At 45.9% G+C, this 16,114-nt stretch carries 11 protein-coding genes; 8 read left to right on the forward strand and 3 right to left on the reverse strand.

Annotated elements, in window-relative coordinates; genetic code table 11:
- From ABXT60_RS09350 to ABXT60_RS09365, 4 genes are read left to right on the forward strand one after another with little or no spacing between them, the layout of a single operon-like run.
- Complete coding sequence (locus ABXT60_RS09350; RefSeq protein ID WP_443629880.1) at positions 1–993, forward strand: PfkB family carbohydrate kinase; 993 nt, start codon at positions 1–3, stop codon at positions 991–993.
- A gap of 24 nt (positions 994–1,017) precedes the next feature.
- Positions 1,018–1,857: a 5-deoxy-glucuronate isomerase gene (locus ABXT60_RS09355; protein ID WP_443629881.1), complete on the forward strand. Its 840-nt coding sequence runs from the start codon at positions 1,018–1,020 to the stop codon at positions 1,855–1,857.
- A 6-nt stretch (positions 1,858–1,863) separates the two neighbouring features.
- Complete coding sequence (locus tag ABXT60_RS09360; RefSeq protein ID WP_443629882.1) at positions 1,864–2,694, forward strand: class II fructose-bisphosphate aldolase; 831 nt, start codon at positions 1,864–1,866, stop codon at positions 2,692–2,694.
- 45 nt (positions 2,695–2,739) lie between these two features.
- Complete coding sequence (locus ABXT60_RS09365) at positions 2,740–3,567, forward strand: SDR family oxidoreductase (RefSeq protein WP_443629883.1); 828 nt, start codon at positions 2,740–2,742, stop codon at positions 3,565–3,567.
- Here ABXT60_RS09365 and gcvA read toward each other — a convergent pair.
- A complete protein-coding gene (gcvA, locus tag ABXT60_RS09370) occupies positions 3,564–4,442 on the reverse strand; it encodes a transcriptional regulator GcvA (protein WP_443629884.1) in 879 nt (292 codons plus the stop codon). The two genes, ABXT60_RS09365 and gcvA, sit on opposite strands and share 4 nt — an antisense overlap.
- A gap of 138 nt (positions 4,443–4,580) precedes the next feature.
- On the opposite strand from gcvA, the gene ABXT60_RS09375 reads away from it, so the two are divergent.
- The 3 genes from ABXT60_RS09375 (at position 4,581) to ABXT60_RS09385 (ending at position 11,074) form a co-directional block, all read left to right on the forward strand.
- A complete protein-coding gene (locus tag ABXT60_RS09375) occupies positions 4,581–6,122 on the forward strand; it encodes a trimethylamine methyltransferase family protein (protein ID WP_443629885.1) in 1,542 nt (513 codons plus the stop codon).
- A 24-nt stretch (positions 6,123–6,146) separates the two neighbouring features.
- Positions 6,147–8,570, forward strand: a complete 2,424-nt coding sequence (locus ABXT60_RS09380) for an FAD-dependent oxidoreductase (protein ID WP_443629886.1) — start codon at positions 6,147–6,149, stop codon at positions 8,568–8,570.
- 62 nt (positions 8,571–8,632) lie between these two features.
- Positions 8,633–11,074, forward strand: coding sequence for a GcvT family protein (locus tag ABXT60_RS09385; RefSeq protein WP_443629887.1), 2,442 nt, complete (start codon positions 8,633–8,635; stop codon positions 11,072–11,074).
- 30 nt (positions 11,075–11,104) lie between these two features.
- Here the strand turns inward: ABXT60_RS09385 and ABXT60_RS09390 are convergent, their stop codons facing one another.
- Entirely contained in the window at positions 11,105–12,307 is a 1,203-nt protein-coding gene (locus ABXT60_RS09390; protein WP_443629888.1) for a DegT/DnrJ/EryC1/StrS family aminotransferase, read from the reverse strand.
- Positions 12,308–12,526: 219 nt separating this feature from the next.
- On the opposite strand from ABXT60_RS09390, the gene ABXT60_RS09395 reads away from it, so the two are divergent.
- Complete coding sequence (locus ABXT60_RS09395; RefSeq protein ID WP_443629889.1) at positions 12,527–13,654, forward strand: MBL fold metallo-hydrolase; 1,128 nt, start codon at positions 12,527–12,529, stop codon at positions 13,652–13,654.
- Between the two features lie 108 nt (positions 13,655–13,762).
- Here ABXT60_RS09395 and ABXT60_RS09400 read toward each other — a convergent pair whose 3' ends face one another.
- Positions 13,763–16,057 carry an NADP-dependent malic enzyme gene (locus tag ABXT60_RS09400; RefSeq protein ID WP_443629890.1) on the reverse strand — a complete coding sequence of 765 codons (2,295 nt, stop codon included), beginning with the start codon at positions 16,055–16,057 and terminating at the stop codon, positions 13,763–13,765.
- Between the last annotated feature and the right edge of the window lie 57 nt (positions 16,058–16,114).

Below are 16,114 nucleotides of genomic sequence, written 5' to 3' on the forward strand. Positions count from 1 at the left end.
ATGACTGACACGCCCACCATAGCTTCTGAAAAAACCTGGCATGCTCTAGTGTTAGGTAGAGCAGGCCTTGATCTTTACCCTCAAACTGATGGTGGTAAAACGCGAGATGCCAATGGATTTACTGCTGATATGGGAGGTTCTGGTGGCAATATTGCTGCAGCCATGGGCAAAGTTGGCACCAAGGTAGCACTATTATCAGCCTTGTCTGACGATAGTATTGGCCATTTTGTACGCCAAAGACTGCAAGAATGTAATGTTAGTGATGCGTTGTTACAAACTTGCCACGGCAACAGCCGCACTAGTTTGGCGATTGCCGAAGTAAGGCCGACAGATTGTGATGTCGTGATCTATCGTAATGATGCTGCCGATCTACAACTATGCCTCACCGATGCAATGAAGGCGGCTGTAGCTGACAGTAGCAACTTGGTGGTTACCGGCACTGCGCTGATTTCTGAACCATCACGCACCACCACTTTAGAGCTTATGCAACATGCTCAAACTCACTCAAGTCGTGTGTGGTTAGACTTAGATTATCGTCCGTGGAATTGGCCAGACTTGCAAACCACCCGGAGTATTTATAGCCTTGCCGCGCAGCATGCCACTGTAGTAATTGGCAATGAAGAAGAATTTGCAGTGCTCACGGATGAACTAGAGGCCTACATTGAGCGTGCCAATAGTCTTGTGATACACCAAACTATTTTACTTAAACGCGGTGGCCATGGTGCCAGTTTATTTAGCCAAGGCAAACGTCTTGATACCGGCGTTTACCCCGTCACCCCATTAAAGCCCTATGGGGCTGGGGATGCTTTTTTAGGAAATGTAGTAGACCACTATCATCAGCATAAAGATTGGCAATCTGCCATTACCAGAGGCAGTGCTGCCGCAGCTATTGTAGTGTCTCAACGTGGCTGTGCTAGCGCTATGCCCAATACAAAAGAAATTAATATATTACAAGAATCAAGTGTCATGACACCCTCTGCCACCTGGCGTTAGTGTCACGATAATAAGGAGTTTTACATGCATATCCCACCACATGACAATCAGAACAAAGCCATTGTAGACCGAGACGATGAAAAAACACCTTTATGTTATTTCAACATTGTTAAGCTCACTAAAGGTGAATCCTTTACTTCTATGGTTGAAGGTTATGAGACGTGTTTAGTCCCTGCTACTGGAAGCATTGACGTGAGCGTTGCAGGGCACCACTTTGATGCTGTAGGTAAACGTATGCACATTTGGCAAGGTGAGCCAGAGGGAGTCTATATTCCTGTTGGCACTGAAGTGACCTTTACTTGCGTCAGTGACGCTGCTGAAATTTTCGTCTCAGGTGCAAAGCACGATGAAGTGTATGAGCCTTTTGTAGTGCGCGAAGCGCAAATTGACCCAGTTCAATACGGTTCTGATGACACCAAGACACACCGCAAGATCAAACATATATTGGGTAAAGCTCAGGCTGGTAAGGTAGGGCGTTTATTAGTAAGCGAATTATTTACCGTAGGCGCTGGTGGCTGGTCTGGGTTCCCGCCCCACAAACACGATACTGATACATTGCCTACAGAGTCGCGTCATGACGAAGTGTATAACTTCCGTTTTAATCCAGAGCATGGCTTTGGCGCCCAGTTTATTACGCAAGAAGGCGAAGATATGGGCGATGTTTATCATATTCGTAATAGCTCTACTATTCAGATAGAAAAAGGTTATCACCCCTGTGTAGCAGGCCCAGGTTACGAGATGTATTACTTCACTATTTTGGGAGGCTTGTCACAACGGCCACTGCATCAAAATTTTCACCCTGAACATGTCTACCAGCTGGATACGATCCCCGGTATGAAAGACATGATCAATAAGTTTAAGTAGGCCACTATGTTAGTTAATTTATCAGACCTTATGCAGCCTGCTATGAAACATGGATATGCTGTGCCTTGCTTTAATGTATTTGGCTACGAAGATGCCTTAGCTGTAGTATCCGCGGCAGAAGCTCGTAATGCCAGTGTCATTTTAGCCGTTAACTTAGATATGACGCTGTTTATGCCCTTAGATCATATTATAGGCATGCTCAAGCCTCTTGCACTAAGTGCAAAAGTGCCAGTGTGTCTTCACTTAGACCATAATTATGATATTCCTACGGTACTTAGAGCAATAGATGCAGGTTTCACTTCGGTGATGTATGACGGTTCACAGCTACCCATTGAGCAAAATATTGAGGGAGTGCGGCAAGTGGTGGCCCATGCTAAAAATGTGGGTGTATCAGTAGAGGCGGAAGTTGGCTCTGTTCCCTATGCCAGTGGCAGGGATCATATTAAATCTGAACTAACAGACATTAATGAAGCCATGATGATGTTACAACAGGCCAAGCCTGATGTATTAGCCGTATCTGTGGGTAATGTACATCGCTTAGAAAACACCTTTGTGGATATTGATTTTACCCGTTTTGAGGAACTACAAGCGGCTTTAGATGTGCCCTTAGTCATCCACGGTACCAGTGGTGTAAAAACCCACGATATACAAAAGCTGGCCAAAGGAAATGTGTGCAAATTTAACATCGGTACTTGCTTGCGACAGCGTTTTGGCAAGTCGTTACGCCACACCCTTGCAACTGACCCTAATTTATTTGACCGGCTTACTATAATGAAGACCATTATTCCTGAAGTGAGCCAAGAAGCCGATAATATGATTGATCTTCTTGGCCAATAGCTAAGCTGATCAACTAGTCCAATTCAGCCCACACGAGATAAGTTCATGGCACAATTAACTGGCCTAAACAACAAAGTAGCCGTCATCACAGGTGGCAGTCAGGGCTTAGGCGCAGCCACTGCCCACCTATTTGCAGAACGGGGCGCCAAAGGCCTTATATTGTGTGGCCGGCAAACAGACAAAGGCCTTTTGGTCGCTGAAAAAATTCAACAGCAATACCCTTCCTGCAAAGTTCACTTTATTAGCGCAGATTTAGCCGATGTAGACTCACCCAAACGCATTATTGCTGCCGCACAAGAGTGTTTCGGACAATTAGACATTCTCATCAACGTAGCAGGACTGTCTGAGCGTGGCACACTATTAGACACCACACCTGAGTTATACGACCGCATTATGAACATTAATGTACGAGCTCCCTTTTTTCTTATGCAAGAAGCGGCTAAATTAATGCGCAGTAATGGTACCGACGGGGCCATTGTGAGCATCGGCTCCATTGCCGCCTATGCAGGTATGCCTATGCTCACCGCTTACTGCACATCCAAAGGTGGGCTCAACACCCTCACTCGCAACGCAGCCCACGCGCTAATGCGTGACCGTATAAGAGTTAACTGTTTAAATATTGGCTGGATGGCAAGTGATGAAGAAGACGTTATTCAGCGCAAATATCATGGCGCAGAAGATGGTTGGCAAGAAAAAGTAGGTGCTGGCATGCCTTTTGGCCGGTTAGTCGATCCGAACGAAGTGGCTAGAGCTTTAGCCTTTTTAGCCAGCGACGAATCTGGGTTAATGACAGGATCAGTGGTTAATTTTGATCAGTCAGTATGGGCTGCTAGCGATGCTATGGTGGTGCCTGAGCACCGGCTGCCAGATTAAACCTGGGCTAATAACCAATTTTTGAACGCCCTTACATCTGGACGTTGCAGGTGTGTTTTAGGGCAAACCACATAGTACGCATAATCAGTAATTAGAACCTGATCAAACACCTTCACCAATCGACCTGACGCTAAATGGTCTTCCACAAATGGCGTAGAACCTAACGCCACACCCTGGCCATCTATCGCCGCCTGTATAAGTACATTAGTGTCATCTATGGTGGTGCCACGCCTGTTAGAGATGCCTTTTACACCGGCTTGCCTTAGCCATTCATTCCAGGCATATGGGCCAGCATCATGCAGCAAGGTGACTTCAAGTAACTGCTCAGGTTTAAATAACGGTGGTTTATTAGCAAGCCATGTGGGGCTTGCTACAGGAAAAAAATCTAAGCGTATGATGGGGGTGCTCTCAACCCCCTTCCAGTCACCTCGACCATAAGTAACCGCAAGGTCAATGTCTTCGCGTTCAAAATCGACGGCATTGTGGGCATGAAACAAACACAAATCAATTTCTGGGTAAAGTTGCCAAAACTCTTTTAACCTTGGCGATAGCCACTTAGCTGCAAAGGAAGGTGCTAAGCGCACGTTAAGTACAGAGCCCCCCTTTTCTTGTTTCAGACTTACAACAGCGTTAGCCATGTCGTCAAAAGCATCAGCTAGCACAGGCATTAAAGCCTCACCTTGAGACGTCAATGATAAGTTCCTTGGTAAGCGCTTAAACAGACTATGCCCTAAGTAGTCCTCTAAGCCTTTCACTTGGTGACTAATAGCCGCTTGGGTGACAAATAGCTCATCGGCTGCCCGAGTAAAACTCAGGTGTCTTGCGGCTGCTTCAAAAGCACGCAAACTATTGAGAGGGGGCAGTTTTCTCGCCATGCGTTAACCTCTTTTATAAGCCTTATTATAGATTAGTTATTCTAATCTATAGCCATAGAATTAATCAATTGAACGCAACCGTATTTAAGCTAAAAATGAGGCTGATTTCAACTAATAAAAATAACTTGGAAAGCTCCTATGTCACGTCGATCCGGTGGCCGTCAGGCCCGTTTAGCAGAGCGTTTGGCTCCCTTAACTGAAGAAGCAAAGCCAGTCCATCCAGGGGAAACTGGTGGCACATTTATGCCTTTGTCTAAAAGTGCTATGTCTGCTGTTGCAGAGAATGCTTATCGCATCTTATCTGAAATAGGTTTTAGTCGTTCCACACCCCACTGTACAGAGATCATGGTAGAAGCTGGGGCAATTATGGGAGAGGATGGCCGGTTACGCATTCCACGTGCTTTAGTAGAGCATACCTTAAGTATTTGTCAGCGAAATCTAACACTCCATGGTGTAGAGCCTAAGCATGATATAACGCTAAGCGGGCAGCGGGTACATTTTTCTACGGCTGGCGCTGCGGTGCATGTGTCAGACCCAGAAAATAACACCTACCGCAATTCTGCGACGGAAGATTTATATGATATGGCGCGCATTGCTGATACCTGTGAGCATATTCACATGTTTCAGCGCATGTGTGTTTTAAGAGACATAGACGATCCAAAAACCATGGATTTAAATACACTTTACTGCTCTATCATGGGTAATAGTAAGCATATAGGCACCAGTTTTACTGAAGCAGACCATGTTAGTGCGGGACTTCAAATGTTACATCACTTTGCTGGCAGCGAAGAAGCCTGGCGAGCACGACCTTTTGTGAGCATGTCTAACTGCTTTGTGGTGCCCCCAATGACCTTTGCAGAAGAGTCCTTAGAATGCCTGCGTGTGGGGGTAGAAGGTGGCATGCCCATTCTATTACTTTCTGCCGGACAAGCTGGAGCGACCTCTCCCGCTTTGTTAGCAGGCGCAGTGTCTCAGGCTTGGGCTGAATGTTTAGGCGGTTTGGTTTACGTTAATGCCATTAAGCCAGGTGCCCCAGCTATTATAGGCACCTGGCCCTTTGTCTCTGATTTACGCACTGGCGCTATGAGCGGTGGTTCTCCAGAACAAGGTATATTATCTGCAGCATGTGCACAGATGGGTAACTATTTTGATTTACCTACAGGCACAGCGTGTGGCATGACCGATGCAAAATTCCCAGATTTTCAAGCTGGGGCTGAAAGAGCCTATACTGCCGTGGCAGCAGCTATGGCCGGTGCCAACGTTGTCTACGAATCTGCAGGAATGTACGGCAGCCTTATGGGCGCTTGCCCAGAAAGCTTACTCATGGACAATGACGTATTAGGTGCTTGCATGCGCATGACTAAAGGAATTAAAGTGGACGAAGACAGCCTAAGTTTTGACGTAATCAATGAAGTCTGCATGGGAGGCAAGGGCCATTACCTAGGCTCAGATCAAACCCTATCAGTCATGCAAAGTGAGTATATTTATCCCGAGCTAGGAGACCGTACCAGCCCTAATGTATGGGCTGAACAAGGCAAACCGGTGTTATTAGAAAAGGCGATCGCTAAAAAGAAAGAACTATTAGCCAGCTATTTTCCAACTCACATCAGCGACGAGGCTGACTTAGCTATACGCGCGGAATTTGACATCCGCCTTACCCGTGAACAAATTGGCCGTTAACACTGGCTGTAAGAGAAATACATTATGTCCCTACCATCCCATGCCCGCGTAGTTATTATCGGTGGCGGTTCCCTTGGTGTTAACCTTATGTACCACCTCACAGAAGAAGGCTGGACCGATGTAGTAATGATTGAAAAGGGTGAGCTTACTAGTGGTTCAACTTGGCACGCCGCTGGCCTTTGCCCTAACTTTAATGGAAACCATACTTTATCTAAAATTCACGATTATACCATCGAGCTGTATGACAAAATTCTACCAGCCAAAACCGGACTGCCTTCATCATTCCATAAGTGCGGCAGCCTTCGCGTAGGTTATAACGAAGTAGAAGAGCAGTGGTTCCGTAACGTCATGAGCCGTGCTCACAATATTGGGTGTGAAATGCGCTGGGTATCTAAAGAAGAAGCCAAAGCCATTAACCCTGTGATGAATTTTGACGGCGCACGCTGTATTTTATATACGCCTAATGATGGCCATGTGGACCCAACAGCTGTGGTTATGCCCTTGTCCCAATTAGCCAGAGAAAATGGTGCTAAAATTAGCCGTTTTAACCGCGTCACAGACATCAATATAGTACCCCAAGGTGGTTACGAGGTGATTACTGAACAAGGCAATATCGTTGCTGAACATGTGGTTAATGCAGGGGGGTGTTTCGCCCCTGAAGTAGGCCGTATGGTGGGCGTACATGTGCCTATTATTAACCTAGAACACCAATACCTGATCACCGAAGACCACCCAGAAATTGCAGCCTTAGTAAAAGAGCTGCCCGTTACTAGAGATTCCACTGCAGCCGCTTATATTCGTCAAGAGGGTAATGGTTTATTGGTAGGCCCATACGAAACCCGTGGTTCAAAGCCTTGGGCTATTAATGGTATGGATTGGGACTTTGATCGCGAATTATTTGCCGGCGACTTAGTACGCCTAATGCCTTGGCTTGAACGGTGTATGGAACTGGTGCCTATTTTCCAAGAAGTTGGTGTTAAAACCATTATAAATGGCCCTATTACCCACACCCCAGATGACAACTTTTTAGTTGGCCCTGTGGCTGGCTTAACTAACTTTTGGAACATGACTGGCGCCTCCATTGGTATTGCTCAAGGTGGCATTGGTAAATACATGGCACAGTGGATGGTTCATGGTCAGACAGAACTCAACATGGCCTCATTAGATAGCCGCCGTTTTGGTGATTGGGCTGATAAGAATTATTGCATTACCCGCGCTATTGAATCATACGAGCGGATGTACTCCAGCGCTTCGCCTACAGAAAACCGTCCCCATGGGCGCCCTATTCGCACCAGCGCATTGCATACAGTAATGGCACAAAAGGATGCAGTACACTTTGTTACTGCAGGCTTTGAAAAGCCTGCGTGGTTTAAAACCGATGCTGTGCGCAACGAAAGCGAAACTTGGACTCACAGCGAAGCACACGCTGTAGTGGCAGAGGAATGTGCAGCAGTGCAAAACACCTGTGGTATAACCGACATCAGCGGTACAGCTAAATTTCGTGTTATAGGCCCCGACGCTCATGCCTTTTTAGATCACCTGTCATGCAACAAGCTGCCTGCCAAAGATGGCCGTATTAGTCTTACCCTATTCCACGCGGCTAACGGTGGCATCATGGCTGAGCAAACCGTTAGCCGTATTAGCCATGACCACTTTGTATTGATGGGTGCTATTGGTTCACAAATTAAAGACATGCAGTGGATGCAGCAACATGCAGGTGATTACGATATCACCCTTGAAGACTTCACCGAAAACTGGGGTGGTCTGTTACTCACTGGCCCTAAAGCTCGTGAAATTTTGCAACACATCTGTGAAGATGACTTATCAACCAGCGCCTTCCCATGGCTAGCTTGCCAAACTATTCAGTTAGATTCTGCACCTGTTTTTGCTATGCGGGTATCTTACGCTGGGGAGTTGGGTTGGGAACTGCACATGCCTGTTTGGCAACTTATTTCAATCTATGAGTCACTAATGGAGTTTGGTCAGCCTTTGGGTTTACGAGACTTTGGCACGCGCGCTTTTAACAGCATGCGTATGGAAAAAATGTATCGCGCTTATGGCACCGAATTTACTGAGGAAATTTCAGGTTTAGAGGCAGGTATGGAGCGTTTCTTAGATTTAAGCCGGGAGTTTATTGGCCGTACTAATATGCTTCAGCGTCAAGCTAATGGTTTGTCTTTGCAACTGGCTTACCTGATATTTGATGACCAGGTAGCTGCAGAATGTTTTGGTAACGAAGCAGTGTTTGCTAATGGTGACCATACGGGTATTATCACCGGGGGCGCCTATGGCTATCGAGTAGAAAAAAGCTTAGCCTTTGCTTACCTCAAGCCTGAACATTGTAATGCGGGCCAGGCCCTGACTGTAGAGACCTCTGTTGGCACACGACATTGCCATGTAGAACTTGACGCAGCGTATAATCCAAATAATAGTTTATTGCGCAGCTAGCCACTAATACCAATAAAAACAACACCGTGGGCTATTGCTAATCCACGGCTAACGAGAATGTTATGAGCGACACCAAAGTATTGCCAGAAAAAGCACGCATTGCCATCATTGGTGGGGGCATTATCGGCACCTCCGTTGCCTACCACCTAGCCAAGCGAGGTATTAAGGACGTAGTGCTAATAGAACGTAAACAGCTTACTAGTGGCACCACATGGCACGCTGCAGGCCTAATAAGCCTTGCATGGGCCACACCTACCCTTACTAACCTAGCCAAGTACAGCCATGAGCTGTATGCCAGTTTGGAAGAAGAGACTGGCCAAGCCACTGGTTACAAACGTATTGGTAGTATCTCCTTAGCGCGAACAGAAGCGCGTTTAGAAGAAATTAAACGCACCTCGTCTATTTGTAAAGTGTTTGGTGTGGAATCAGAAATGATCGACAATACCCGCTTAGCAGAGCTTTACCCTGGTATTAATACCGAAGGGGTTATAGGTGCGCTTTACACACCGGGTGATGGCCAAACCAACCCCATCGACACCACCATGGCATTAGCCAAGGGCGCCAAGATGAATGGCGTGGAGATTTTTGAAAATACGGTAATGGAGGAACTGCTCACCAAAGACAACGTTATTACCGGAATTCGCACTGACAAAGGCACCATGGAAGTTGATCAGGTGATTTTATGTGGTGGCATGTGGACTCGAGACCTTGCTAAAACAGTCGGTGTGCAGCTACCTTTATATGCCTGTGAACATTCCTACATCGTTACAGAAGAGATGGAAGGACTGACACAGCGTCCCGTATTGCGTGACTTTGATCGTGGTCTATATTTTAAAGAAGACGCTGGAAAAATGTTAGTCGGCTGGTTTGAAGACAACGCTATTGGACTCCCTATGAACAAAATAGCTGATGACTTCTGTTTTGGACAGTTTCCCTTAGACCAAGATCACGTAGAACCCTATCTTTTAAATGGCATGGAAACCTTTCCGCAGTTGCAAGAAACAGGCATTCGTACGTGGTTTAATGGCCCAGAAAGCTTCACTAACGACAATCTTCACTTGCTTGGCCCTACTCCTCAAATAGACAAACTCTTTATAGCCGCCGGCATGAACTCCAAAGGCATTGGTGCGGGTGGCGGCGTGGGTAAAATCATGGCCGACTGGATGATTGATGGCTTTCCGTCGGGTGACGTAAGCGAGTGTGATTTACGTCGCCATCACCCTGCCCAACAACATGACGAATATGTATCTGAACGTATCCCTGAGGCCTTAGGTCATAGTTATGCAATGCATTGGCCTTTTTACCAATACGAAACAGCACGTGACCAAATTCATTCACCATTGCACCAAGAACTTACATCAGCAGGCGCCTGCTTTGGTGAAGTGTGTGGCTATGAGCGCGCCAATTGGTTTGCCAACCCAGGCCAAGAAGCGAAGTACCAATACAGCTACCAAAAACCAAATTGGTTTAACAACACCAAACAAGAGCATATGGCAATGCGTGAAAGTGTTGGCATTTACGATATGTCATCATTTGGTAAGTTTGAAGTCACAGGCCCTGCAGCCGGCAAAAACTTACAGTACATTTGTGCAGGCAATATCGATATTCCCGTAGGTAAAGTGGTGTACACCCACTTTCTTAATGCTCGCGGCGGCATCGAAGCCGATCTAACTGTTGCACGCACTGGTGAAACAACGTATTGGGTGATTACCGGCATTAGCTCCCACTCAAGGGATTGGTGGCACCTGAACCATCGCCTAATTGACGATGTATTGTTGCAAGACATTAGTATGAATTTTGGCGCGATGGCTCTTCAAGGCCCTCACGCACGTGAGGTGTTGTCTAAAGTTACAGACACAGATTTGAGTAATGAAGCTTTCCCATTTGCTTCGGGTAAAGTCATGGAAGTGGCTGGGGTGCGCATGTGGGTACAGCGCTTAAGCTACGTTGGCGAACTGGGGTGGGAGTTGTTTATTCCTGCTCAGCACACAGCCACTGTATACCGTGCGTTATTTGAAGCGGGTAATGCATTTGGCATACGCAATGTTGGCATGCATGCCGTTAATAGTGCCCGTATGGAAAAAGGTTTTGTGCATTGGGGCCATGATGTAGGCCCAGAAGACACCCTATTTGATGCTGGCCTTGCGTGGGCCGCCAAGCCAGAAGCGGGTGACTTTATAGGTATTAATGGCTTTAAAGAACAGCTTCAAGCTAAAAAATCTACCCGCAGATTGGTGCAGTTTAAGCTTGATGATACTGAAGCAATGTTATTCCATAACGAGCCCATCGTCATGAATGATGAAATTGTTGGTTATCTATCCTCAGGCATGTATGGCCATGCCCTAGGCAGTGCTATTGGTATGGGCTATGTAAACGCTCCAGACTTGTCTCCGATTCGCCTGTCAAAAGCAAAGTTTGAAATCGAAATTGCTCTTAAGCGCTACTCTGCTGAAGCCAGCTTATACGGCTTCTATGACCCTAAAGGCCTGCGCCCAAAAGCGTAGACTTCAACCTGAGTTCATGGAATAGGTTGTTTATCTCACCATGAACTCAGCTGTTACTTGGGCAATGACAGCGCCAATTACATGACAATCTGCGTCATTAAATGTTAGTGGTACTCGAAGGTCTAGGGTTTTTTCCAAAGCCCTAAGGGTATTCGGTAAATGAGGCATGGGATCAATGTAATGCCAGCTGTCATAACGGCTAGTGAATGCCTTAGGCTTATCATCGCCAAACCATTTAAGCTCTACGCCCTGAGCTGCGCAGGCAGCAATAAAGCCAGGTATTTGCCCAACGTCAAGGCCTATTGGGCGAAACTGAAGTGAGCTCCCCACAAAAGACTCTCTGGCATCTCTCACCGGTATATTTAGCCCCTCAATCGCTGCAATGGTGCTATGCAAAATAGCATAACGGCTATTCCAGCGTTGACAGTTTTTATCCAACCCTGGCAATTGGGCTAAACCTATAGCCGCACGTATGTTGTCCATGCGACCAGACATATTGGCGCTGATTAACCGTATATTTTCAAACACCTCAGGTGATGGTGCTGCACCGTGACGCTCATAAAGCATGTAAGACCCCGAATGCATAATCAGGCGCGCCGCAATTTCTGCATCATCTGTCACCACTAGACCACCCTCACCAGTATTCAGGTGTTTGTAGGTTTGTAGGCTAAACGCTGCAACTTGACCAAAATTACCAGACTTTTTATCACCCCATGAACCGCCCATAGTATGAGCACAATCTTCTAGTACTTGCAGGCCTAAGTCATTACACAAAGCCATAAGCCGGTCCATATCAGGAATATGTCCACGCATGAGTGATAACAACAAAATTTTAGCATTGCTGCTTTTTGCCTTAGCCTCTAGGTCCACTAAATCTAGGTGATAGTGTTCATCAATTTCTACCAATACTGGTTTACCCCCAGCGGCATGAATAGCACCTGGAACGGGTGCTAATGTATAAGCATTGGTGAGTACTTGGTCCCCTGATTGCAAACCCATAGCCCGCAGCGCAATATGTAAACCGTAACCACCAGAGGTGCACGCTAAACAGTATTTTCGGCCTTGGTACTGAGCAAAGTCCTGCTCTAACAAAGCCGCATCTGATAGTTCTTCACCCACTGTGTTGTAGCGGTGTAATCGACCTGAATCTAGTAATTCCATGACCCTTTTCTTTGCTGTTTCAGGAATGGGTTCTTGCTGGGTAAAGGCTTTATTAAATTGTATTTTAGACATCACTAGAGCTCATCATTGTAGGCAGCTGGGTAACATCTCATACCCTATAAAGTACCGCAAGGTTAACCTTACAGAAATCCGTAAAAACACACTACTGAGGTTAAATAAAAAGTAAGCATATAAACAGTGTGAGGCAAAAGCCTTTGCAGTTATGATGTCAATCTAGAGAATAACCATCACATCATTCCACACTGCAGGAAAACCAGAGATTCGATTTAAATGATTAAAACTATAGTCCTCAGTTTAGTTGCTATAACATTCATTTTAGCCCTAGCTGCTGGAGGTGGGGGGTATTACTGGTATTCTACAGCTGATGTATTTGGCGCTCCAATGACTGGGTCACAGAAACAGGCCTACAGCCACTCAAAAAACTTTTTACAAAGTCAATTTGTGAATACGGTTGAGACTAACTTAGATCAATCTTTTGGTCTTATGATGAGTTCATTATGGGATTATATGACTCTTCAAGAGCTGGCTCCAGAGCGCAACCTTGATGTTATCAAGGTGGACGTGTCACACGTAAACAATATCACTAATAAAACCCAACTTTTGTGGTTTGGTCATTCCTCGTTTCTACTGCAAACCGCCAACCAAACCTTATTATTTGATCCAATATTTAGTGACACAGCTGCACCCCACCCAACTCTTGGTAGCAAACGTTACAGTAAAAACCTGCCTATCGAACCAGCACAGCTGCCCCCCATTGACGCGGTCATAATTTCTCATGATCATTACGACCATTTAGACTACCCCAGCATTATGAAGCTAGATGCCAAGGTTAAACATTACTACGTGCCCCTTGGCGTAGGGCAGCACCTATTACACTGGGGCATTGCCCCAGAGCGCATTAGCGAAATGGACTGGTGGCAGGCTAACGATTTAAATGATATCAAGCTGACGTTTACCCCTGCTCGCCACTTTTCTGGCAGGCGGCTGGGAAATAGCAACTCTACGCTATGGGGTGGGTGGATGATTGAGGCACCGATGCAACGGATATTTTTTAGCGGGGACAGCGGCTATGGCCCTCACTTTAAAGAAATTGGCCAACGTTTTGGCCCTATTGATATCGCTTTGTTAGATACTGGGCAATATAATTCCCGCTGGCGGGCCATTCACATGGTGCCTAAACAAAGCCTACAAGCTGCAAAAGATTTACGGGCCCGCATTTTAATGCCCGTGCACTGGGGCGCTTTTACCTTATCGCTACACCCTTGGGACGAACCTGCAGAACAAACAAAATTACTCGCACAACAGCAAAACCAAGCGTTTGTCATTCCCCGAATAGGCGAATTAATGCAGCTACTCCATGAACCTATAGTTAGGAATTCATGGTGGCAAAAATACTAAAAAAAAGCCCAGATAAACTGGGCAAAGTCACTTAGGAATATGTTTTACACTCATTAACAATAGACCATAAATGTATTTTTGGTGGTCTTATTGAAAAATAATTAATCACTAAATACTGCACTCATTAGTTTCACAGTGCAGTTCAACATCAGCCGCTGTAATCGCACTCATGTTAAACATACCACGGCCTGTAACCGACGGAATAACAATGTGAGCAGGCTTAGATAAACCGTGAACAAAGGGCCCAATAAGTAAGGCATCAGTTAAAGAACGAATAAGTCCTAAGGTAATGTTGGCTGTATCTAGGTTAGGCATGATGAGTAAATTTGGCTGCCCCGTAAGCTTTGAATTGGGAAAAATAGTCTGACGTAGCTCTTCATTAAGGGCTGTGAATGAGTGCATTTCACCTTCGATTTCCTCATTAGGGTAACGCTCGCGAAGTGTGGCAGAGGCCTGACGCATTTTGTTAGCTTGTGGGTCGCTGGAAGTACCAAAATTAGAGTGGGATAACAGCGCCACTTTAGGTTTAATACCAAACTGGCGCACAAAGTTCATACTCGCTTCAGTGGAAGCCACAATCTCTTCTGCAGTTGGATCTACAGTTAAAAACGCATCGGCTAAGAACAATGGGCCACTAGGCAATAATAATGCACATACGCTAGATACGTGTGTATCTGGCGTTTTCGGACCAAGCACTTGCAAAAGAGTTTTGAAGTGGGTATCAAAGCGCCCTACTTTGCCACAGATCATGCCATGGGCTTCATCTAAATCCACCATAACCGAAGCTAAAGCCGTACAATTATTACGCATTTCTTGTTTGGCAGTTTCTACAGAGATCCCTTTGCGTGCAACTTTTTTGTGGTAATGCTGCCAATAGCGGTTATGCAGGTCACAATCTTTAGGGTCGAACACTTCTACGTCTTCACCTAACTTAAAACGCAAGCTCAAACGATCAATAGACGCTTCCATCACACTCTGGCGGCCAATAAGAATAGGTTTTGCTACGGCTTCATCCACCATAGCTTGCATGGACATAAGTACATCATCATTTTCGCCTTCCGCATAAACAATTCGGCGCTGCGGGCCTTGCTTTGCTTTTTCGATCATTGGCTGCATAAACAAGCCTGCCTGGTTTACATAACCTTGTAACTTAATGCGGTAGGCGTCTAGGTCTTCAATAGGGCGAGTGGCTACACCACTTTCCATTGCTGCTTTAACGACAGCTAGCGGCACTTCTTCAATTAATCGTGGGTCAAAGGGCTTAGGGATGAGGTATTCAGGGCCAAACTTAAAGTTTTCACCCGGGTAGGCTGCAGCTACAACATCTGTCACTTCTTTACATGCTAGGTCTGCGATTGCTCTAACACAGGCGTGCTTCATAGCTTCGTTAATTGTCGTGGCACCACAGTCTAATGCACCACGGAAGATAAATGGAAAGCACAACACATTATTTACTTGGTTGGGGAAGTCAGAACGTCCAGTGGCAACTATGGCGTCGGGGCGAACTGCCATAGCCAGTTCAGGCATAATTTCTGGTGTAGGGTTAGCCATCGCCAAAATAAGTGGCTTTGGCGCCATACTTTTCACCATATCTTGGGTTAACACACCAGGGGCAGATAAGCCCAAAAATAGGTCTGCATCAACCATAGCATCAGCTAAGGTACGGTCTTCGGTCTCTCTTGCATAGTTTTCTTTCCAAGGGTTCATTCCATGCCCTCGGCCTTTATAGATCACTCCTGAGCGATCTATTAAGGTAACTTGGTCTAACGGCAAGCCCATACTCACAAGCAAGTCTAAACAGGCAATGCTGGCCGCACCAGAACCTGAGCCCACTACTTTAATGTCTTCTATATTTTTTCCTACTACTCTCAAGCCATTATAAACTGCAGCTGCAGCCACAATTGCAGTGCCGTGCTGATCATCATGGAAAACTGGGATATTCATCCGTTCACGCAGTTGTTTCTCTACTAGAAAGCATTCTGGCGCTTTAATATCTTCTAAGTTAATGGCACCAAAAGTAGGTTCTAACGAAGCAATAATATCCACTAGCTTATCAACTTCATTTTCTTGAATTTCAATGTCAAACACGTCGATATTCGCAAATTTTTTAAATAGCACTGCTTTGCCTTCCATGACAGGTTTAGATGCCAATGGGCCAATATTACCTAACCCCAGTACTGCTGTGCCATTAGTAATTACACCGACTAGGTTGCCACGGGCGGTGACTGCTGCCGCCATATCTTCATTTTCTACTATCGCTTCACAAGCATATGCCACACCAGGAGAATAAGCGCGCGCAAGGTCACGTTTATTAGCCAGCGGTTTTGTGGGTTGAATACACAATTTACCGGGTGTTGGGTGAGTATGGTAGCGCATTGCGCTATCCTTGAGAGACTCAGGCATGAATTTTTCCTTGGCAGTGGTGAGTTAAGGGGTAGTGGCACTAACGTCATCACTTAG

Source organism: Candidatus Njordibacter sp. Uisw_056, from assembly GCF_047730085.1.
GTDB lineage: Bacteria > Pseudomonadota > Gammaproteobacteria > Pseudomonadales > Balneatricaceae > Njordibacter.

Excerpts from the sequence above, each read along its gene's own strand:
- ABXT60_RS09350 (WP_443629880.1), top strand. The coding sequence starts at position 1 with ATGACTGACACGCCCACCATAGCTTCTGAAAAAACCTGGCATGCTCTA.
- ABXT60_RS09355 (WP_443629881.1), top strand. The coding sequence starts at position 1,018 with ATGCATATCCCACCACATGACAATCAGAACAAAGCCATTGTAGACCGA.
- ABXT60_RS09360 (WP_443629882.1), top strand. The coding sequence starts at position 1,864 with ATGTTAGTTAATTTATCAGACCTTATGCAGCCTGCTATGAAACATGGA.
- ABXT60_RS09365 (WP_443629883.1), top strand. The coding sequence starts at position 2,740 with ATGGCACAATTAACTGGCCTAAACAACAAAGTAGCCGTCATCACAGGT.
- gcvA (WP_443629884.1), bottom strand. The coding sequence starts at position 4,442 with ATGGCGAGAAAACTGCCCCCTCTCAATAGTTTGCGTGCTTTTGAAGCA.
- ABXT60_RS09375 (WP_443629885.1), top strand. The coding sequence starts at position 4,581 with ATGTCACGTCGATCCGGTGGCCGTCAGGCCCGTTTAGCAGAGCGTTTG.
- ABXT60_RS09380 (WP_443629886.1), top strand. The coding sequence starts at position 6,147 with ATGTCCCTACCATCCCATGCCCGCGTAGTTATTATCGGTGGCGGTTCC.
- ABXT60_RS09385 (WP_443629887.1), top strand. The coding sequence starts at position 8,633 with ATGAGCGACACCAAAGTATTGCCAGAAAAAGCACGCATTGCCATCATT.
- ABXT60_RS09390 (WP_443629888.1), bottom strand. The coding sequence starts at position 12,307 with ATGTCTAAAATACAATTTAATAAAGCCTTTACCCAGCAAGAACCCATT.
- ABXT60_RS09395 (WP_443629889.1), top strand. The coding sequence starts at position 12,527 with ATGATTAAAACTATAGTCCTCAGTTTAGTTGCTATAACATTCATTTTA.
- ABXT60_RS09400 (WP_443629890.1), bottom strand. The coding sequence starts at position 16,057 with ATGCCTGAGTCTCTCAAGGATAGCGCAATGCGCTACCATACTCACCCA.